The following is a 20,246-nucleotide window of genomic DNA, read 5'->3' as shown; positions in this document are numbered from 1 at the left end:
AGTTACTTTGCTGCCTGCTGCGGCTGGGGCGGCGGCGGCTTGGGAATCGACGTGAGCATGCGAATCTTCCATTGCCCGTCCTCACGAACGTCGAGAGCGGTCCAAATAACAGTGAAGTCTATGGGAGCACCTGTCTCGCTCTTGCCAGTAACGCGAGATTCGCCAGTTGCCAGAGCCGTGCTTTCTGACAATGACTCAACCTCGGTCATCTTTACCTCGAGACGACTAACGCCCGCTTTGAAGGCGTTCTCATAGTACTTGGTATTATCCACGACTCCGTCTTCAGTAACACGCATATAGCTCTTCGTATAAAGTGAAGTAATCCCGGCGGCGTCCTTGTTGTTGAAGTACCGCTCGTAGGCAGAACCTATCTTTCCAATTTCTTCTTTGAGATTTTGATCTGACGCAGTCGCAGGAATTGCTGATAGTAACAGCGAGATAAATACAGATCCAACTCTACGCATGATGCTACTCCCTACTGTTGATGCCTCTCCAGACGAGAGGCAGTTGCGGACACCCACTGTTTGCTCGAACTTTGTTGGTTCGTCCTCATGGTGGCAGGAGAGCGGCCGCTGTATCGAGCCCGCCGCTGAGTTCGGGCGACCGCACGAAAAGAAAACGAGAGGTCGCCGGTATTTCAGCGTCATCCCTGCCGTCCTGGCCGATCAGGATCAATCCGGCTCCGCCATTTGCCACGTTAAGAACCACCGGCTCTCCGCTCCACGTCTTGATTGGCTGCATTCCCACGATGAGAAATTCGCCCATGGGCTGATCAAAATATTGAAGGCGCAATTGCGGACCGATCTCCGCTGCCGCAAGTTCAAAGCCAAGTTGCCGGGCCCGCGCGTAAATGACGGCCAGCGGCACGCTATCGGTTTTGAAGCCAAGCTCGATCGCGGACACCATTACAAGCTCCACGCCCGTCTTGTTGGAACTGACGGTGAAGGCCGATCGAGCGAGAACTTCCGCGGCCAGCCCGCCAATACTGCAACCTACGGAATCCAATGCATTGCGCAACGCAATGGAATTGGCAAAGGTGCCGACCGCTATCGTCTTCCATGTCGGAACATCGCGGGCGGCCCCGATGAGTTTTTGCGGCAGATCAACTGCACGAACTTTGCCGAGCTTCGGTTGATTCTGTAAGACGTCGCGCGCCGAGCATTGTCCCCATGCCTGCAGCGTGGACTGAAACAAGGGGGCGGCACAGAGCAACGCAACAATCAGGCAATGCCTGCTTCGCCCCGCGTTCGGATGATGATCTAGTGCGGCGCGATCCGCGTGGCTTGTCAGAATGCACATGTCGAAGATCGACTTTGTTGCAAAGTTCGACTGAAAGAACCCGCCTCCGAGTCAATGGGAAGAACGGAGGCCAATGAAAAAACATTGTCCGACCGCACTCAAAAGGGGGGCCGGAGGCGGGGCGCTATTGGCTCAAGTATTCCAATTTCAAATCAACGGGCGGCAGTCCGTAAGCCCGATAGCCCGTCGCATCAAACCGAAAACGGAATGACGTGGCTGAAACGTAGCACCACGGGTCCGACGATTCAATCTGCAACTCCGCCCACCAGCGTGCATAACGCGCTTCGCCGCGATCGCGACGTTCGAACAGCCCCTCTGGCACTCGAAGGCGTTACGTCGATTAAACTCGGCAATTCTCAGGTTCGCCGCGAACACCACTCCGCGCGAAAATTGCCTGCCAGTGACGATGCGAGCCCATCCGCCGAGAAAGGGCAGAGTTGCTTCCGCTTACGAAGCCTGAACCAGAATCAAGCCGCTGAAGACGAACCTTCATCGAGATCGAACTGGAGGTTCGCTCCTCAAACGTTGCTCGATACATGCCTCTTGGACAGTTTACACAGCTATGGAGGTAGCCCATGCCGATCGTTCAATTTACTCGCTTCAAAACCGACAAGGTCGAGGAAACGATCCAGATCATCAGGCAGGCGAAGAAAATCTTTGAAAAACATGGTGCCGAATTTCTTCGGCTCTCCCGTTTCCACACCGGTCCTTGGGCAGGAGAGCTGCTCGTTACGACGCGCTACTCCAGTTGGGAAGATTACGGCAAAGTGCAGGAGGCCATGGCAAAGGACCCGGAGTTTGCGCAGGTGCAGGCTGACGGAATGAAGATTGCCGAACTACGAGGCCGTAACATCGCCGTTAGCATCGATCTCTAGTCGGGGCGCCGCCCGTTCTACGCCCTAGAGCATGATCCGGAAGAGTTTGCAGCGGTTTTCCGAAAAGATCACGTTCAATAACCTAAAGCGCGATGACGATTCATCCCAATCTCATCGCGCTTTGGCCCGGCGTGTAGATCACCAGCTTCAGCGCGGGATCGTCGTTGGCCTGAAAACTCGTGTGCTCGAAATGCAGCACGCCAAGGGTCGGATGGGACATGGTCTTGAGGCCGGAGGCGGTGCTGCGGATCTCGTGCGCTTCCCACCATTTGACGAATTCCGGGCTGCCCTGGCGAAGCCGTATGGGCAATTTCGCAAAGGCAAGGCCGCTGCCGGGACAAGGCGCGCCAACTAAGCTGCATGCTCACAGCTCGCAAGAGGTCCGCTGTGCTCCTGAGGTCTGAGTTAGGCAGCAACCGGAGCTTGCGGAGCGACGCCTCAGAGCGATACCTCAGCCTCGACTGCTCGGCCCGCCATTCACTGCTCGGGAAGTCCTGCCTTGCGCAGGCCCTCGGCAATACGAGCTCGCTGCGCGAGACAGGTCGGATGGTCGGTTGGCGAACTGGCGTGGAACTGGGCGATGCTGAAAGTAGGAGCGAGGATTAGCCCCGCCTTGACATAAGCCCGCGCTTCTTCGGTCTGACCGAGATGAGCCAATGCGACGGCGAGATAGAAATAGACGAACGGGGCAATGTTCCGGTTGGTCTCGATGGAGCGCTTGAACCAGTGAACAGCCGCCGTATCGAGACCAAGATATGACTGCGCTACGCCCGCCGTGTTCATCCATGAGAAGGCCCTGTTATCGCGTGGAGAGAGCCGGAATGCTTCCATGACACAGGCTTCGGTCTCCTCCGCCCGACCGAGATTGCACTTGCCAAGTCCGATCCACGCATGAGCAATGGCCAGGTTCCGATCCAGCTCCAAAGACCGCTCACATTCGGCAATGCCCTGAGCGGCGCGTTTGGTGAAAATCTGGACGACGCCCATCAGGCAATGCGCCATCGCGTGGTTGGGCGTGTGGGCAAGTATCTTGGCCAAGGACGATTCGACCACCTGCAGGGGCGCCGTCCGGTCGATCAGCATGGACGTAGCCCGCGTGGTATCGACGAATGCCATGCCCACCATAGCTTCAAGGTTCGCCGGGTCCCGGCAGAGAGCGTGTTCGAAGAACCGTCGCGCCTGCGCGAGGTTTGCAGGGTCCGATCCGCGGTTCACGCTCGCCATGCCCAGGAAATAGAGGTCCATCGAATTCGGATGCGGCGCCCGGGCCGCGCGCCGCGCCTCCGCCGAGACCAGCTCCGTTCCCAGCTGATTGGCAAGACGGGCGCCGATCTCGTCCTGCATGTCGAAGAGGTCGGCGATCGGTTTGTCGAAACGTTCGGCCCAGAGGTGGTTGCCGGTCTCGGCATCGATGAGCTGGACGTTGATGCGCATCCGGCTGCCGCCTCGCTGCACCGAGCCCTCGAGGACATAACGAACGCCGAACTCGCGGCCGATCTGCTTCAGATCTACATGCTTTCCCTTGAACGTGAAGGCGGTGTTGCGACCGATCACGAAGATGCCGGCCAGCCGCGACAAATCCGTGGTCAGGCTCTCTGTCACGCCGTCGACGAAATAATCCTGCTCAGAAGCAGGGCTCAGATTGGCGAAAGGCAGAACGATGAGCGATGGCTTGGCAGGGACCGGACTCGGTAGGCTGCCCGTGATAGTCGCTGCCGTCTGCCCGGGCCCGTCGCGCACAGGGGCCACGAAGCGCAAACCCTTGCGTTGAAAGGTCTTGATGAAGCGCTGTTCGTCTCCGGAATCGCCGATCGCCTTCCGCACCGCATTGAGGCGCGTGGTCAGAGCAACCTCCGAGACAGCGCGGCCTTGCCAGATGGCGTTGATGAGGTCGTCCTTGCTAACGACGCGTTCCCGGTTACTGATCAGATAGCCCAGCAGGTCGAACACTTGCGGCGCGATCGCGAGCACGTCCGTCCCGCGACGCAGCTCGCGCCGGTCGGTATCGAGAGAAAAGTTCTCAAAAAAAATAGCGCAAGCCACTTCCCCGCGACCGCGGTCATCCGCGAAATCCGGTGCATGTGCCAAGGATAAGCTGTCGATAAGGAAAAAGTAAGCCGTCGATCAAGCCCGTCCATCTCCGGTGGGGTACATCCAAAGATAGAACCCGCGCGGAGACCAGATAGATCAGGGAGACAAGTGATGATCACGCGTCGTGATGTATTGACCGCGTCGGCGGCCGGTGTCGCGATTTCCGCCGCGTGCCTCGTGCCGCGGGCGCTCGCACAGCCGCTCGCAAAAACCGTGCACATTCTGACCGGCTTCACGCCCGGTCTGCAAGACGCGCTGGCGCGGCTCATTGCTGCCCAGATGAACAATTATGCCGAAACGATCGTGATGGAGACCCGGCCCGGTGCGGCAGGTCGCATCGCGGTGGAGGCGGCGAAAACCGCCGAGGCCGACGGATCGACGATGCTGTTCGCTCCGCTTGGCTTCATGATGCTGTTTCCGCACGTTTACAAGACGCTGACATATCAGCCGCGGGATTTCACGCCTGTGTCGACCGTGGCCTCGACCCCGACATTACTGACCGTTGGCCCGAAGGTGCCGGCGGACGTAAGGACGATGGCGGAGTTTGTCCGCTGGTGCCGCGCTAACCCGAAGCTCGCCACCTACGGCACGGCGGGCGCCGGAACCACGCTGCATTTCCTCGGCGCGACACTGGCGCGCACCGCGGGATTCGATTTTTTGCACGTGCCCTATCAGGGCAATGGCGCTATTCAGGATCTGGTTAAGGGCGAGATCGCGTCGGCAATCCTGCCGGTCGGGAGCTCACTTGGTCTCGTCCGGTCCGGAGACCTTCGCGCACTGGTGACCACCGGCTCGCGCCGCTGCTCGTTTGCTCCTGCCGTGCCGACGGTGCGGGAAGCTGGATATCCGTCGCTCGAGGACCTCACATGGTATGCGTTTTTCGTTCCGGCCAAGACGCCCGCGCCTGTCGTCCAAAAGCTCAATGCTGCGATCCAGGCGGCCATGCTCACCAATGAGGTCAAGTCCGGCATGGCAAAGCTGGCCGTCGAGCCTGACGCGATCGCGATGGGTGATCTTGCCCGCCTGATCGCGTCCGAATCCGAGCGGTGGAAGGCGATCGTAGAGGCTACGGGGTTCGTCCCAACCGATTGAAGTGGGTCCTAATACGCACATGCCGGAGTCTGTTACGACGGACTCCGAGGACCGCTCGTGCGTCATGAGCGACCTCAACATGCTGCGCGGGCCCGGCGGCTGCGAGCGAACGGAAGCTGAGTACCGTAGGTTGGCCGTCTTGACTGGCTTCGCCTTCGTCGGGGCGACTGGTATCGGCTCGTTCAGCTTAATCCAGTTCAGGAAAGTTGGTAGTTGAGGAGCCTCTCTCTCTTGTTGTGGCGCACGAGGACGCAGTTTCTGCCTACCGCCGCGGCTTAATGATGAAGTCATATTTTTTCTAGAGGATGACGGAAATGACTTCCGCCCTGCCGGGGGTCCGCTTAGGTCTTGGCCGTGTCGCCGCGTTCCCGCTTAGCCGTGGGTCGACGGCCGGTCTTCGTGTTCCCCTCGCCCTACACCGGCGTGTAGATCACCAGCTTCAGCGCGGGATCGTCGTTGGCCTGAAAGCTCGTGTGCTCGAAATGCAGCACGCCCAGCGTCGGATGGGACATGGTCTTGAGGCCGGAGGCGGTGCTGCGGACCTCGTGCGCTTCCCACCATTTGACGAATTCCGGACTGCCCTGGCGCAGCCGCGTCAGCAATTCGGTGAAGGCGGGATCGCCGGCCCAGACGTCGTGCGTGGCGCGAAACATCGCGACCATGCGCTTGGCGACGTCCGCCCAGCCCGCACCGTAAGCCTTTCGCGTCTGCTTGTTGGTCATCATCAGGAGCATCGTGTTGCGATCCGCCTCCGGCAATCGGCCGAATGCAAAGACTTGCTCGGCGGCTTCGTTCCAGGCCAGCACGTCCCAGCGCCGCCCGGTGATGTAGGCCGGGTGCGGCAGGCCCTCGATCAGCCGCAGCATCGGCGGCGGCACGATCTCGCGAGTGAACGCCCGCTTGTCGCCGTCGCGCGCCAGCGCCTTCAGATGCGCATGCTCGGTCTTGCTGAGCCGTAGCGCACGCGCCAGCGCGTCGACGGTGGTCATCGACGGGCTGACGGTGCGGCCCTGCTCGAGGCGGATGTACCAGTCGACGCCGATGCCGGCGAGCTGTGCGACCTCCTCGCGGCGCAGGCCCGCGGTGCGCCGCCGGCTGCCTGCCGGCAGCCCGACGGTCTTCGGCGACAGCTGTTCGCGGCGGGATCTGAGGAAATCGCCGAATTCGACGCGGCGTGGGTCGGCCATGATGGATGTCCTCGATGGAGGCCCCGTGGAATACTAGGATAATACCAGGCCTTCTTGTCCGTTCAAGACCGGTGCATACGGCGATCACCCGAATATGAGGTCAACGCCATGAAAGCTGCCCTACTCAAATCCCTGGGATCACCGCTGGTGATCGAGAATGCTCCGAAGCCAGTGCTCGGGACCGGTGAGGTCATCATCGACATCGTCGCTACGCGCGTGCTGTCCTATATGAACGAGGTCTTCAGCGGGATGCGCAATTATGCGCTCGACCTGCCGATCATCCCGGGCCCGGGCGCCATCGGCCGGGTGCGCGCGGTCGGCCCGGACGCAACCAGGCTCGCGATCGGCGACTGGGTGTTCTGCGATCCGACGGTGCGCTCGCGCGACGACGCCGTTGCGCCCGATATCGCCCTGCAAGGGCTCACTGCCGCCGGTGCCGGCGGCATGCTCCTGCAAAAGCATTTTCGCCACGGCTCGTTTGCCGAGCAGATGCGGGTGCCGACGGAGAACGTGAAACGGCTCGGCACGATCACGTCCGAGGAAGCGACGCAATGGTGCGCGCTGGGGACGCTGCTGGTGCCCTATGGCGGCTTCCTTGCCGCCAAGCTGCAACCGGGTGAGACCGTGCTGGTGAGCGGCGCGACCGGCAATTTCGGCAGCGCGGCCGTCGCCGTCGCGCTCGCGATGGGCGCGGCCTGCGTGGTCGCCCCGGGCCGCAACGACAAGATTTTGGCCGACCTCGTCCGCCGCTTCGGCAATCGGGTGAAGCCGGTGAAACTCACCGGCAACGAGGACGACGATCGCGAGAGCATGAAGCGCGCGGCTCCGGGGCCGATCGACTGCGTGTTCGACATCATGCCGCCCTCGGTCAGCACGAATGTGGTGCGCGCGGCGATCATGACGGTGCGCGCCTACGGCCGCGTCGTGCTGATGGGCGGCGTCGGCATGGCGGGCGGTGCGGGCCTCGAGCTGCCGTACCCCTGGATCATGCACAACTGCATCAGCATCCACGGCGTCTGGATGTATCCGCCGGATGCGGCAAGCCGCCTGATCGCGCTGGTGCGCGCGGGGTTGCTGCGACTGGACGAATACGAGGCGACAGCCTTCGATCTCGACCACGCCAATGACGCGGTGGATCACGCCGCAGCCCATGCGGGACCGTTCAAATTGACGGTGATCAGGCCGTAACAGGCCCTGCCGCCGCGGCTGTGCGCCGTCGCAGCGGATTTGTCCGACATCGCAACGGGCTGGGAGGGGTCACCCCGCTCGCAGCTGGCTGGGGACGGCTACTGTGCATGGGGTTGTTTTCGCGTTTTATTCGAGCTCGACCACCTGGCCGTCCGACAGCGACACGCGCCGGTCCATGCGGCCGGCGAGCTCCATGTTGTGCGTCGCGATCAGCATGGAGACCTTGGTCGCCTTGACGAGCTGCATCAGGGCCTGGAAGACGTGATCCGCCGTGTGCGGATCGAGGTTGCCGGTCGGCTCGTCGGCAAACAGCACGCGCGGCGCGTTGGCCACCGCGCGCGCGATCGCGACGCGCTGCTGCTCGCCGCCCGACAGCTCGGCCGGGCGATGCGTGATGCGGTCGCCGAGGCCGAGATAGCCCAGGATCTCCTTGGCGCGCTTGACGCTCTCGGACTTCTTTAGCCCGCGGATCATCTGCGGCATCATGACGTTCTCCAGCGCCGAGAACTCCGGCAGCAGCCGGTGCGACTGGTAGACGAAGCCGATATCGGTACGTCGGAGCTGGGTGCGCTCGATGTCGGGCAGTTGCGAGGTCGGCGCGCCCGAGACATAGACCTCGCCGGAATCGGGCGCTTCGAGCAGCCCCGCGATATGCAGCAGCGTCGACTTGCCGGAGCCCGACGGCGCCACCAGCGCGACCGACTGGCCCGCCCACAGCGCGAGCTTGGCGCCGTCGAGGATGGTCAGCGTCGCCTCACCTTGCAAATACTGCCGCTTTATCTCGTGGAGATAAATGACCGGTACATCGTCCGCCCCCTGCTGCTCCATCAACCCCTCACTCATACCGCAGCGCTTCGACGGGATCGAGCCGCGCGGCGCGCCACGACGGATAGAGCGTCGCAAGAAACGACAGGGTCAGCGCCATGACGACGACCGCCGTAGTCTCGCCGACGTCGATCTCGGCTGGCAGCTTCGAGAGGAAGTACAGCTCCGGCGAGAACAGCTCGGTGCTGGTCAGCCAGGACAGGAATTGCCGGATCGATTCGATGTTGAGGCAGATCACAAGGCCGACGAAGAAGCCGACCAGCGTGCCGACCACGCCGATCGAGGCGCCCGTAATCAGGAAGATGCGCATGATCGAGCCTTGCGAGGCGCCCATCGTGCGCAGGATCGCGATGTCGCTGCCCTTGTCCTTCACCAGCATGATCAGGCCGGAGACGATGTTGAGGGCCGCGACCAGCACGATCATGGTCAGGATCAGGAACATCACGTTGCGCTCGACCTGCAGCGCGTTGAAGAAGGTCGAGTTGCGCTGGCGCCAGTCGACCAGGAACACCGGGCGGCCCGCGGCCTCCGTCACCGCCTTGCGGAAGGCGTCGATCTGGTCGGGGTTGGTGGTGAACACCTCGATCGAGGTGACGTCGCTGCTGCGGTTGAAATAGGCCTGCGCTTCCGCAAGCGGCATGAACACGAAGCCGAGATCATACTCGGACATGCCGATCTCGAACACCGCGACGATCTTGTAGGGCTTGATGCGCGGCGTCGTGCCCATCGGCGTGACCGCGCCCTTCGGCGCCACCAGCGTCACGCTGTCGCCGGCATGCAGCGACAGCTGGTCGGCGAGACGCCGGCCGATCGCGACCCCCTGCCCGTCGTCAAATCCGTCAAGTGAGCCCTGCTTGATGTTCTTGGCGATCGAGGTGAGGTTGTTGAGGTCGTCGGCCCTGATGCCGCGCACCAGGACACCCGAGGCGTTCCACGGCGAGGACGCCAGCGCCTGGCCGTCCACCACGGGCGCCGCAAGCCGGATGCCCTGGACCTGGCTGATACGCTCGGCCACGTCCTTCCAGTCGGTCAGCGGCGATTCCAGCGGCTGGACCAGGATATGGCCGTTGAGGCCCAAAATCTTGTCGAGCAGCTCTTTGCGGAAGCCGTTCATCACGGCCATGACGATGATCAGCGTCGCCACGCCCAGCATGATGCCGAGAAAGGAGAACCCGGCGATGACCGAGATGAATCCCTCCTTGCGGCGCGCCCGTAAGTAGCGCGCCGACAGCATCCACTCGAATGGCGCAAAGGGCGCGGTTTGAACGTTTTCGGTCATGGTCTCATCCATCGCTCGATAATCCCATGATTCGGGGTCAAATGTGGCCGGATTGGCGGCCGCGAAATCGGGCGATAAACAATATTCAGCCGACCAGCCGGGCGACTGCGTCCGCAGGCGACATGGTTTCGCGGGAGCCGTCGGCTCGCCGCTTGATCTCGACCTTGCCGTCGGCCAGCCTCTTCGGCCCGATCATGATCTGCCAGGGGATACCGATCAGGTCGGCCGCAGCGAATTTGGCACCGGCGCGCTGGTCGGTGTCGTCGTAGAGCACGTCGACGCCTTTGGCGGAGAGCTCGGCATAGAGCTTCTCGCAGGCCGCATCGACCGCCGCATCGCCCTGCTTGAGGTTGAGAATTGAGACGCGGAACGGAGCCACCGCTTCCGGCCATTTGATGCCGGCATCGTCATGGCAGGCCTCGATGATGGCTCCCAGCAGGCGGGAGACGCCGACGCCGTAGGAGCCGCCATGGATCGGCACGTCGACGCCGTCGGGGCCCGCCACCAGCGCCTTCATCGCGTCGGAATACTTCGTGCCGAAATAGAAGATCTGCCCGACCTCGATGCCGCGGGTGTTCACCCGCTTGCCTTCGGGCACTTCCTGCTCGAACCGCGCGGCGTCGTGCACGTCTTCCGTCGCCGCATAGACCGAGGTCCATTGCTTGATGATGGGCGTCAGGTCGCTCTCATAGTCGACGTCTTCGCCCGGCACCGGCAGGTCCAGCACGTCGCGATTGATGAAAACGCCGGATTCACCGGTCTCCGCAAGCACGATGAATTCGTGGCTGAGATCGCCGCCGATCGGGCCGGTCTCGGCGCGCATCGGAATCGCCTTCAGCCCCATCCGCGCGAAGGTGCGCAGGTAAGCGACGAACATCTTGTTGTAGGCAACGCGCGCCGCGGCCTCGTTGAGGTCGAACGAGTAGGCGTCCTTCATCAGGAACTCGCGGCCGCGCATCACGCCGAAACGCGGACGCTGCTCGTCGCGGAATTTCCATTGAATATGATAGAGGTTGAGCGGCAGGTTCTTGTAGGACTTCACGTAGGCGCGGAAGATCTCGGTGATCATTTCCTCGTTAGTCGGCCCGTACAGCAGCTCGCGCTTGTGGCGGTCGGCGATGCGCAGCATCTCCGGGCCGTAGGCGTCGTAACGGCCACTCTCGCGCCAGAGGTCGGCGAGCTGGAGCGTCGGCATCAAGAGTTCCAGCGCGCCGGAGCGGTCCTGCTCCTCGCGCACGATCTGCTCAATCTTCTTCAGCACGCGGAAGCCGAGCGGCAGCCACGCATAGATGCCGGCCGCCTCCTGCCGGATCATGCCGGCGCGCAGCATCAGCCGGTGCGAGACGATCTCCGCCTCTTTCGGATTTTCCTTCAGGATCGGCAGAAAGAACCGCGACAACCGCATGGCAATACTCTGGGAATCAGTGACCGTTTGCAGTGAAACCGGATTGGGAGCGAAAACACAAGACCGGGAGTGAGGAAAAGCCGCTAACGCAACGGAATTCCTGTCATTTTTCCGTCGACTTCAGGTTCGACTTGAGCCGCGATGCGACCCTCTAGGGCGGCCCCACCTCGAGTTCGTCCTCGAGCGTGACCTTCTCGAAATCGGTCACCAGCGCGTCGATCCGCACATGCCACCGCCCCGCAAAAGGAAGCGCGACCTTGCGCACATGCCAGTAACCGTCCGGCCCAAGCGAGGCGCCCCGCTCCATCGGCTCGATGCCGCGTTCGGGCAGGCTCAGGGTCAGCGTCACCTCCTTGGCGATCAGCGGCGTCGCCTCGCCCGTCATGAGCTGGAGCACGAAATCGTCGACGCCGGCTTTACCGGGGGACACCAGAACCTGGAACATCGCCTCATCAGTATGGATGTGGATCACCAACGGCGTCTCCGGAACGATCGTCCGCGGCGGCGGTGTGAAGCGCCAGCCGGCCACGACGGCGAAGATCGCAAGGGCCATTGCGCATTCCAGCAGGATTGAGCGCTTCAACGCGCGAGCGGCCTTGTGATCCCGCGTCAGGGCCGGCGTCAGGCGGAAGCGATTGAGCCCGGCAAGCGCCAGAAGGATAAGGACCAGCGCCAGCTTGATCGAGAGAATGAGGCCGTACCTGGTTTCAGCCAGCGCGGACAGCCTTTCGAGCTGGATGATCGCAAGCCCAAGGCCCGTCAACGCCAGGATGCCGACCGCCGGCATGGCGATACGGGAAAAGCGGTTCACGACGGGCAATGTCGCGGCCGCCGGCTTCGACACCAGAACGGCAAGCGGCGCGAGCGCACCGGTCCAGAAGGCGATTCCGAGGCCATGGAGAAAGATCGCCGGCCGCGTCAACGCCTCCGGCGGCGCCGTTGCCGCGTGGCCGGTCATCGCGAGCGATAGGCCGATGCCGACGAAGGCAATGATCGCAAGAGCGCGTGCGTACCATGCGCTGCGCAGCGCCATCAGCGCGAGCAGCATCGCAGCGATGGAAACCAGCAAGGCCGGACCCGCACTGGTCGCGAACGCGACCTTCCAGGGAGCAACCGTCCAGAGAGCCGCCAGCGGCAACCCGAGAAGATCGAGGCCTAACACCCCGAGAGAGACAATCGCGCTCGGAAGGCCGATGGCAAGCGCCACACGCGGTATGGTCGTGCCCGTTATCGACCACGCGACCCAGCGCGCAAAGAATACGCCGCCGACGCCCACGAAGAGCCCGAGATAGAGGCCGATCCGCGACAACCAAATCAGGATGTCAAGTCCACCATCCGCATTGACCGGCGGCTTCGTTGCCGTCGGTATCCCGATTGAGAAGATCACCGACCCCGTGACAGGATGGCCGTCCTGCGAGATCACGCGATAGCTGACGACCGCCGTGCCCTGCGGCAGGTCCGCCGGCATGGCGACTGAGATTGTCTCGCCCGATGCGCCGACGCGCGCATCGCCCCGCGCCCTGCCCGCGCCGTCGATCAACCGGATCGCGCCCGGTGTCACTGCCTCGTTGAAGCGCAGCTCCACCGTCTTCGGCGCGGTCGCAAGCATGCTGCCGCTCTCCGGCTCGACCGACACCAGTGCGGCGTGCGCAAACGCGCCGGTCGCGAAGCCGACGACGAGGAGCAGCGTCGCGAGCGCGGCGAGCAGGCGCATCAGGGTTTTGGCAGGAGCTTCACGCCCGGTGCCGGCGACTTGCCCTCCTGCGAATGCCCTGCCCCTTCCGCTGGGATTTCGATCCAGCGGCTGACGCCGGTCTCGCATTCCTGGACGACGGGAAAATACAGGGTCGTGTTCGGCTTGAGCGTGTCGGTCAGGACCGTGTGCATGACGAACTCGTCGTAGTTCTTGTCCGGCAGCTTGCCGCCGGACCACATCACCTCCTTGACCCCGGAGGAGAGCTTGTTGCCGTGATAGTTGTATTCGCCGGCATACTTGCCCTCGACGACATCGACGTTCCAGCCCGCCTTCGGCATCGGCTTCACAGCAATCACGCCCTCAGGGATCTGCACGCGGATCTTCACCGTGGGCGAGCCCGAACAGCCGTGGGGCACGGCGAAGACGGCCTTGTATGAACCACCGATGGTGGCCTGCTTGGCCTCGAGGAAGACGTGCGCAGTCACAGGCGTCGTCGCAACTACGCCCAGAACAACGAGCCAGAATGCCTTCGTCATATTTGGTCTCCCGCAAGTCCAGATCATGCTCGTCACATCTTCATTCCCGAATGATCCGGCATTTTCTTCATGTCCATGTGGCCGGAATGGCCAGCATCTCCGGGGGCCTGTGCGCCGACGCTCTGGACATCGAGGGAGACGGCGACCTTGCCAGCCTTCTCGAACTGCAGCGTCACCGGCACCTTGTCACCCTGCTTGAACGCGCCCTTCAACTCCTGGAGCATCAGATGGTAGCCGCCGGGAGCGAACTTCACGGTCTTGCCCGGATCGATCACGAGGCCCTTGTCGAGCAGGCGCATCTTCATCACGCCGTTGTCCATCGCCATCTCGTGAACCTCAGCCTTGCCGGCGATATCGGCCGAGACGCTGACCAGCTTGTCCGCCGCCGTCCCCTTGTTCTCGATGGTGAGATAGCCGCCGGCGACCTTCGCGCCGCCCGGTGTCGCCCGGCTCCAGGCCTGCGAGATGACGAGATCGCCGGCCTTGATTTCGTCGGCGCGCACTGGTGCGGCGAAGAGGACGAGAGCGAACGCTGCGATCAGCACATCTTTCAACATGGTCTTCATATTGGCATTCCTGTTTGCAGATTGAGTTTCAGCGTATGGCGAGCTGTTGGGTCAACCATTTCTCGAGGTCGGCAATCTCGGCCGAACCCTCTATCGTCGTGATGGTCCCATCCCGGGAGATGAGCATTGTCCGGGGAATGTCGCCCTGCCAGGCGGGGTCGATCTCGAACCTCAGACGTTCGACAAAACCGTCGCTGAAGATGAAGTTCTCGGTCGACGACAGCCCCGCCTTGTCGAGCATCGATTGCGTCGCGGCCGGAAGGTTCGGCACGAGATCGGCGCTGATCGTGACGACGTCAATCCCGGGATGGTCTTTCGCAAACTGCGCGAGCAGCGGCAGTTCGATCCTGCAGGGCCCGCAGGTCACGCTCCAGAAATGCACGAGTGTGGGGCGGCCGGCATGGCCCTTAAGCACGCTTTGCCAGGTGCCGCGTTCGAACGGCTTGAGAGCCGGCGCCGCGTCAAGTGCGACCACTGATGCGATCAGGATGGCTAGCCCCAGAATGCCCGTAACGCGACGTCTCATGGTTAGTCCTCGATGGCTGTGAAACGATAGCCGTCCGCCTTCGTCATCCATGACAGGTAGGTCTGCCGGCCGTTGGAGATCAGCAATGGATGGTCGGATGTATCGATCGTGCTCGATATCGCTTTCGGTGGCGACCAGCTCTCGCCATCGTCACGCGAAATCATCATCTGGACCGACGTCTTCTCGCCATCGAACTCCTTCCAGACCATCACCGTTCCCGTCGCGCCCGCGAGCACGTAAGGGCGTGTCGGATTGCGGCCCGGCTGTCCGATCGCCATCGGCGCAGAGAAGGTCCGGCCGTCGTCGCGCGAGTGCGCGTAGAACAATCCCTTCCGCGTCTTCCCGTTCGTGTACCAGGCAACGTGATAGGTCCCGTTCGGCCCAACTGTTAGGCTCGGCCCATGATGCGGACAGGCGTTAATCTGCCAGTCGTCGTTGCTGACCCGATGGATTTCACCTGGCGTCGAGACGTCGGAGAATGTCATCACCGCATGATCGCGCACACCGCCGTCAAAAATATTTCTGAAGATCACGGCCGGCCGCCCGGGCGCCGCGAGTGTCAGTCCCAAACGGCAACATTCACAGGTGTTGTTTCGCGCGAGGCTGGCCTCTGCGTAGGTGGCGCCGCCATCGCGCGACGAGGCAAAGAACAGCCCCGCTCCCTCATACTTCCGTCCCGTCTCCTTCGCAGGCACGCAATTGCGCTTGTCGAGCCACGCCGCGAAGACCGTTCCGTCCTGATCGAGCGCCAGCGCCTCAAATCGCTGGGTCTCGTTGTTTGCGGTAATGGGCTTCAGCTCCGCGAAGCTCTTCCCGCCATCGCTAGATCGTGAGTAGAGCACCTGCCCGTTGAACGCTTCATCCCTGAAAATCGAGAACGCGAGTGCGATGCCGCCCTTGCGATCGACCACGATCTTGGGCCGGGCATCCGGTCCCCAATCGAGGTTCAGCCGCTTGGTTGTGACCTGGACGGGAGCCGAGAAACTGCGCCCGGCATCCTGCGAACTCGCAACCGAGACCTGCCCGCCCGCCATCCAGACCAGCCACAGCGTCCCGTCCGGACCGAATGCCGGCGTCACCTTGTTCGCACAGCGCAGCGTCGGCTCTTCACACGCCGCTTCGGAGGCATGCTGACCGTGCATCTGCGCGAGCGCCGTGCCTTGCAATAAGGCGAGAGCAACTATCCCGAGCAATCCGCTTCGGACCATGGCCCTATTCCCTTCGAGAGCCCGGATCATTTGAACGCCACCTTCATACCCGCAACGAAGGCACGCGGCGAGCCGGCATAGATCGATCCCGTCGTGTTTGCGAGCACGCTCGCAGGATTTTGAAGGCCGGCCACGGTGATTGTATTGGCGATGTTGTTGGCCGACGCAACATAAGTGCGGTCGAACACATTCCTGACTTCGAGGAAAAGGTTCAGGGATCTGAAAGTGTCGGACACCAGATCGGTCTTGTAGTGGACGTTCACATTGACCAGTTCATAACCCGGCGCCTTCAGCAGGTTTGCATTGTCCATGTAGAAGGAGTCCTTCCACTGGAACTCGACGAAGCCACCGAGCCCCGCCAGCGGCCCGGCAAACTCGTCGTAGCCAACACGCGCCGTCAGTTCGTTGGGCGAGATGCCGGGAATTTTGTTGCCTGCCCGGTTGAAGCTGAACACCGCTCCATTCGTGATGTTCTCGACATACTCGGTGTAGACCTCGTCGAGATAGGTGTAAGCCGCCATCAACCGCCAGCCCGGATGGAACTTCCAGTCGGCGGCAAGCTCGATACCCCGATGCTCCGAGCGCGGTGCGTTGAACGTATAGGAAATGCCGTTGATCGGGGTTGCCTGACTGACGATCTCGTTGCGGAAGAATTCGTAGAAGCCAGTCGCGCTCAGCTTGAGCGTGTTGTTCGGCGTCCAGTCAAAACCGAGATCGTAGCCAAGATTCTTCTGAGTTTGGAGCTGGGTATTGTTGCCCGACAAACCCGTTGGGAGGACGAAGAGGTTGGAGACCTGCGGAGTACCGTATCCCGTGGCGACCCGTCCCCTGAACAGCCACTCATTGTTGAGATTGTAGAGGAGTGCCACCTCAGGCGCCGCATTCTGAAACTGCCGATCTGCGCTCGTGAGCGTCGTCGTGGTGATGCCAGTGGAGCCGGCGTAGGCATACGCCGTGTTGATACCCTTCAGGAGGGTTGTTTCCCAGCCGATGCCGGCAATGGCCGTCAGCGATGACGTGAGCTTGAGCTCCTCCCTGGCGCGAACACCATAATTGGTCGTTTCGCTGTAGAGATTGCTCGAGAGCCAGCCGAGCGTCGCATTGCCCCCCGGCATCACGTTTCGCGTGTCACTCGAGGCCGTCAGGGTATTGTAGAACGCGCCGAAGAACCCGGTCGATTCCAGACCGAGAATCTCGCCGCGCTTGGTCACGTCGCTCATGAAGTTGTACGAAGGAAAATCGCCGATCGCGCTGGTCGCTCCGGTCGGTTGACTAATGCTCCTGTCGTCGAACACGAACTGGTTGCGCCAGATCGTGGTGTTGTCGAAATCGTGCTCCCATCGGCCACCGACGATGGTGCGGCGGTCGTTGCGGCCGAGCCCGGCCTGCACCGCGGTCTCCTTGTCCGTACCTGTCGTCGCGTTAAAACCGTTGTTGTTCAGCGTGACCGTGCCGCATCCGACTGCCGCCGAGACACCTGTCGCACAGCCCTGCTGAAAGGGATTTTGGTAGTACTGGTTCAGCGAGGAACGGATCGGCAGTCGTGCGCTGAGGTCGTTGTTGATGATCTTGACCGTGAAGCGATCGCCCGGCGTCGCCTTGAGCGTGCCGAGGAAATTGACGGTCTGTGTGTTGAACCAGCTATTGCCGATGTAGCCGTCGCCCCGCGTGTCGCTTGCGAACAGCGAGCCCTCGAAATTGCCGACCTTCTTGCCGGCGGCGAGATAGTTGTTGAGATAGCCATAGCTGCCGCCGTCGACGCCATATTCGACGCCGTCGATCGAGCCGCCTGGCCGCGTCCGGAAATTGAGCGCGCCGCCGGTCGCGTAATTGCCGTAGAGTGCCGACGAGGGGCCGCGGATGACATCGATCGCGCCGTAGGCGTGGGGATCAATCAGGTCGCTGCGCGACAAGCCATCCGGCTGCGTCACCGGAAAACCGTCGTCGAAGATCACGAGATTGCGGATCCCAAATCCGTTCCGGGCGTTGGATCCGCGAATCGAGATACCGAAATCGCGCGGGCCGTTCCCCTGTTTGATCGAGATGCCCGGGCTGTCCCGCAGCACGTCACTGACCGAAAACGCCGGCCGGTTGTCGAACTGGCTGCGATCGATGGTGGTCGCGGTCTGGCCGGCCGGCGCCTGATTGAGGCCATCTCGCGCTGCGCCGGCAGTGGCTCGCTTGTTTTGGGTCGGCGCGCTCGCGCTCACATTCCCCGCAACGGGCCTCGTCGGCCGGCTTGCCACGACAGAGCGCTGTCGCGTGGGTCGGGCTATCGGCTTGGGACGGGTAGCCTGCGGAGCCTCGACGGTCACCGGGGGAAGCGCAGTATCGCTGCTTTGGGCGGATACTGCGCCCGATGACGCGAGCAGCGCGACCTGAACGGCGACAACGCTCACGCCGCGGCGGGCATGACAACGTAACATGGGGCATTCCTGACGCCGGCAGCCATCGCCGGCCAATTGACAACATCAATCGCCGGCGGACGGGCCGCGGCGACACCGAGGGTCGTCAGGAAAATTGGGGCGGCGCGCGCGCCTGGGCGCTTGTGCCCTTATGGGCGGCGACGGCGGATAGATCCGCCGCATGCCACACCACGCGCTCGGCGTGGCGGTAGGGAACGGCGAACGCGGCGTGCGGCGGCGAATCGAGCGAGGCGCCCGCCTGCGCCAGACAGCAGAGTGCGCAGGCGCCGCCATGCGCAGTCGGTGTGCCGGTCTGATCGTTCAGGCCACCCTGCTCGCCCGCGCTGTGGCAGATGACGCCGGCGGATAACGGAGCGGCTATGGCCTGACCGGCCGCCAGACAGGCGGCAATCGGCGCCAGCACCTGCATCGCCAGGGCGAGCAGGACCAGGGGTAAGAATTTTTGCAGCCGTGCGCGCATCCGCCGAACCATTCGTTCGCCTACGAACTAAACACCTCCCCGCCGACCGAGTCGAGGCCAGTTCCGCCGGCTTCTTGGCCCAGCGCAAATTTCTCGAAAACTGTGGTCGAGCCGCCCCTCCGAAGGGAGGTCCGGCATTTGAGGCAGTCGCGCAACCCTGTCCGTCCACAGATTTCTTATATTTGTCATACGCTTACGAGGTCAAAATCTCGAACATTTCGTCCATTGCTCGAATTTTGAACAATCGTTGCCGAAAATGATGACAAGTGAGAAAAGTTGATCTAGCATCCTCTTGCTCAGGCTTGACTGTGAAGGTTGAAGTCTGGTGGTCCAAGTCTCGGGAGGAGCCCCTGGCGCGCAAAACGCAGCGTCGCCCCGTCAATCAAGAGCAAATCTTAGAATCGGGGATAATAGGGTCGACACAATTTTCGAGCGGGGCTAGGGCCCCGCTCTTTTTTTGGTGCGCCCAGCATGGGTGCACTCTTATGGGTGAAAGTCCCATCGTGAGTTGATCACAACGAGCGAAGTGAAGCGCAACTGCATGAGGGCGACCGATTGTGGGGAGGAAGCGTGGAACGAAGCTGCGGGCCGATGGACAAGAACCGGATAGAAGGCGTTGCCGACCAGGGCGAGCGGGCCAGAAACCGCGAAGCTCTCGTGATCAAGGGGAAGCAGCGTAGATCCGGCGGCCGTGCAGTGAAGGAGTGCGTTCTTACCTGGGGAGATCTCGCCTCGTGCCTGAAAGGGCAACGGTGTCGAGCCGGAGCGAGAAGTCAGCCGAGGTCGTAGTAGTCGGTGGGAAGGCTGCGAAGCCGTCCCGCAGGTGAAGGGCCGAACGAGAGGGAGTGTTCGAGGCCATGCCGATGTGGCGAGCATCGCATCAGATGCCTGCGCAAGCAGGGCGGTCCGGGGTAGGACGCGGTGAAGCCGCGTGTGGCTCGGGTAGCGATGAAGCTCGTCGCCCGCGGCATGAACCAAAGGGCACAGGGTCAGCGCTGCTTCTGGCGGCGCTGACACGAGAGAACCTGCAACGGGCGCTCAAGCGGGTGCGGGCCAACAAAGGCGTAGCCGGTGTGGACAGTCTGGACATTGACCAGACCGCCGCGCATCTGCGTACGGCGTGGCCGGCGATCCGCGAACAACTGTTGTCGGGGGCGTACCGGCCCAGTCCGGTGCGACGGGTGACGATTCCCAAGCCTGACGGCGGCGAGCGCGAGCTCGGCATCCCGACGGTGACGGATCGTTTGATCCAGCAGGCGCTGCTGCAAGTGCTGCAGCCCATTCTTGATCCGACCTTCAGCGAGCACAGCTACGGCTTCCGGCCGGGCCGAGGTGCGCATGACGCCGTCCTCGCGGCGCAGTCATACGTGCAATCGGGCCGCCGGATCGTGGTGGACGTGGACCTGGAAAAGTTCTTTGACCGGGTCGATCACGACATCCTCATCGACCGCCTACAGAAACGGATCGGGGACACCGGGGTCATCCGGCTGATCCGGGCGTATCTGAACAGCGGGATCATGAACGATGGCGTGATCCAGACGCGCACGATGGGGACGCCGCAAGGCGGGCCGCTATCGCCGCTGCTGG

General features: G+C 62.4%; 19 protein-coding genes. 4 read left to right on the top strand and 15 right to left on the bottom strand.

Features of this window, described 5'->3' with window-relative positions; genetic code table 11:
- Window positions 1-2 precede the first annotated feature (2 nt).
- Together IVA80_RS07540 and IVA80_RS07535 are read right to left on the bottom strand one after the other, a co-directional pair.
- The gene (locus IVA80_RS07540; RefSeq protein WP_247427416.1) at window positions 3-464 is read right to left on the bottom strand and encodes a nuclear transport factor 2 family protein; all 462 of its coding nucleotides are present in this window, start codon (window positions 462-464) and stop codon (window positions 3-5) included.
- Between the two features lie 85 nt (window positions 465-549).
- A complete protein-coding gene (locus IVA80_RS07535) occupies window positions 550-1,299 on the bottom strand; it encodes a hypothetical protein (RefSeq protein ID WP_247427414.1) in 750 nt (249 codons plus the stop codon).
- Window positions 1,300-1,874: 575 nt separating this feature from the next.
- Here IVA80_RS07535 and IVA80_RS07530 point away from each other — a divergent pair.
- Complete coding sequence (locus tag IVA80_RS07530; protein ID WP_247427412.1) at window positions 1,875-2,174, top strand: hypothetical protein; 300 nt, start codon at window positions 1,875-1,877, stop codon at window positions 2,172-2,174.
- 100 nt (window positions 2,175-2,274) lie between these two features.
- Here IVA80_RS07530 and IVA80_RS07525 read toward each other — a convergent pair whose 3' ends face one another.
- A complete protein-coding gene (locus IVA80_RS07525; protein ID WP_247427410.1) occupies window positions 2,275-2,484 on the bottom strand; it encodes a hypothetical protein in 210 nt (69 codons plus the stop codon).
- A 167-nt stretch (window positions 2,485-2,651) separates the two neighbouring features.
- Complete coding sequence (locus IVA80_RS07520) at window positions 2,652-4,217, bottom strand: winged helix-turn-helix domain-containing protein (RefSeq protein ID WP_247427899.1); 1,566 nt, start codon at window positions 4,215-4,217, stop codon at window positions 2,652-2,654.
- A gap of 159 nt (window positions 4,218-4,376) precedes the next feature.
- Between IVA80_RS07520 and IVA80_RS07515 the strand changes: the two genes are divergently transcribed.
- Entirely contained in the window at window positions 4,377-5,357 is a 981-nt protein-coding gene (locus IVA80_RS07515; RefSeq protein ID WP_247427408.1) for a tripartite tricarboxylate transporter substrate-binding protein, read from the top strand.
- A gap of 413 nt (window positions 5,358-5,770) precedes the next feature.
- Here the strand turns inward: IVA80_RS07515 and IVA80_RS07510 are convergent, their stop codons facing one another.
- Entirely contained in the window at window positions 5,771-6,544 is a 774-nt protein-coding gene (locus tag IVA80_RS07510; RefSeq protein WP_247427406.1) for a helix-turn-helix transcriptional regulator, read from the bottom strand.
- Between the two features lie 108 nt (window positions 6,545-6,652).
- On the opposite strand from IVA80_RS07510, the gene IVA80_RS07505 reads away from it, so the two are divergent.
- Window positions 6,653-7,732 carry a zinc-binding alcohol dehydrogenase family protein gene (locus IVA80_RS07505; protein ID WP_247427403.1) on the top strand — a complete coding sequence of 360 codons (1,080 nt, stop codon included), beginning with the start codon at window positions 6,653-6,655 and terminating at the stop codon, window positions 7,730-7,732.
- 126 nt (window positions 7,733-7,858) lie between these two features.
- Here the strand turns inward: IVA80_RS07505 and IVA80_RS07500 are convergent, their stop codons facing one another.
- The 10 genes from IVA80_RS07500 to IVA80_RS07455 all read right to left on the bottom strand — a co-directional run bounded on the left by IVA80_RS07500 (window position 7,859) and on the right by IVA80_RS07455 (window position 18,659).
- Window positions 7,859-8,560 carry an ABC transporter ATP-binding protein gene (locus tag IVA80_RS07500; protein ID WP_247427897.1) on the bottom strand — a complete coding sequence of 234 codons (702 nt, stop codon included), beginning with the start codon at window positions 8,558-8,560 and terminating at the stop codon, window positions 7,859-7,861.
- A gap of 7 nt (window positions 8,561-8,567) precedes the next feature.
- Window positions 8,568-9,848: a lipoprotein-releasing ABC transporter permease subunit gene (locus tag IVA80_RS07495; RefSeq protein WP_247427400.1), complete on the bottom strand. Its 1,281-nt coding sequence runs from the start codon at window positions 9,846-9,848 to the stop codon at window positions 8,568-8,570.
- Window positions 9,849-9,921: 73 nt separating this feature from the next.
- On the bottom strand, window positions 9,922-11,241 hold the full coding sequence (gene proS / locus IVA80_RS07490; protein ID WP_247427396.1) for a proline--tRNA ligase: 1,320 nt from the start codon (window positions 11,239-11,241) through the stop codon (window positions 9,922-9,924).
- 151 nt (window positions 11,242-11,392) lie between these two features.
- A complete protein-coding gene (locus IVA80_RS07485) occupies window positions 11,393-12,955 on the bottom strand; it encodes a CopD family protein (RefSeq protein WP_247427393.1) in 1,563 nt (520 codons plus the stop codon).
- Window positions 12,955-13,473: a DUF1775 domain-containing protein gene (locus IVA80_RS07480; RefSeq protein WP_247427390.1), complete on the bottom strand. Its 519-nt coding sequence runs from the start codon at window positions 13,471-13,473 to the stop codon at window positions 12,955-12,957. The genes IVA80_RS07485 and IVA80_RS07480 overlap by 1 nt, the downstream gene beginning before the upstream one ends.
- 32 nt (window positions 13,474-13,505) lie before the next feature.
- Entirely contained in the window at window positions 13,506-14,039 is a 534-nt protein-coding gene (locus IVA80_RS07475) for a copper chaperone PCu(A)C (RefSeq protein WP_247427388.1), read from the bottom strand.
- Between the two features lie 28 nt (window positions 14,040-14,067).
- Window positions 14,068-14,565, bottom strand: coding sequence for a TlpA disulfide reductase family protein (locus tag IVA80_RS07470; RefSeq protein ID WP_247427385.1), 498 nt, complete (start codon window positions 14,563-14,565; stop codon window positions 14,068-14,070).
- Between the two features lie 2 nt (window positions 14,566-14,567).
- The gene (locus IVA80_RS07465; RefSeq protein WP_247427382.1) at window positions 14,568-15,773 is read right to left on the bottom strand and encodes a sialidase family protein; all 1,206 of its coding nucleotides are present in this window, start codon (window positions 15,771-15,773) and stop codon (window positions 14,568-14,570) included.
- 26 nt (window positions 15,774-15,799) lie between these two features.
- A complete protein-coding gene (locus tag IVA80_RS07460; RefSeq protein WP_247427380.1) occupies window positions 15,800-18,199 on the bottom strand; it encodes a TonB-dependent receptor in 2,400 nt (799 codons plus the stop codon).
- Window positions 18,200-18,284: 85 nt separating this feature from the next.
- The gene (locus IVA80_RS07455) at window positions 18,285-18,659 is read right to left on the bottom strand and encodes a DUF2946 domain-containing protein (RefSeq protein ID WP_247427378.1); all 375 of its coding nucleotides are present in this window, start codon (window positions 18,657-18,659) and stop codon (window positions 18,285-18,287) included.
- A gap of 863 nt (window positions 18,660-19,522) precedes the next feature.
- Between IVA80_RS07455 and IVA80_RS07450 the strand changes: the two genes are divergently transcribed.
- A partial coding sequence (locus tag IVA80_RS07450) for a reverse transcriptase domain-containing protein (RefSeq protein ID WP_346347979.1) occupies window positions 19,523-20,246 on the top strand: 724 nt, incomplete at its 3' end.

The organism is Bradyrhizobium sp. 139 (assembly GCF_023074175.1).
GTDB lineage: Bacteria > Pseudomonadota > Alphaproteobacteria > Rhizobiales > Xanthobacteraceae > Bradyrhizobium.
Note: the sequence above shows the minus strand (reverse complement) of the source record. Positions and strands in the feature narration are given on the sequence as shown.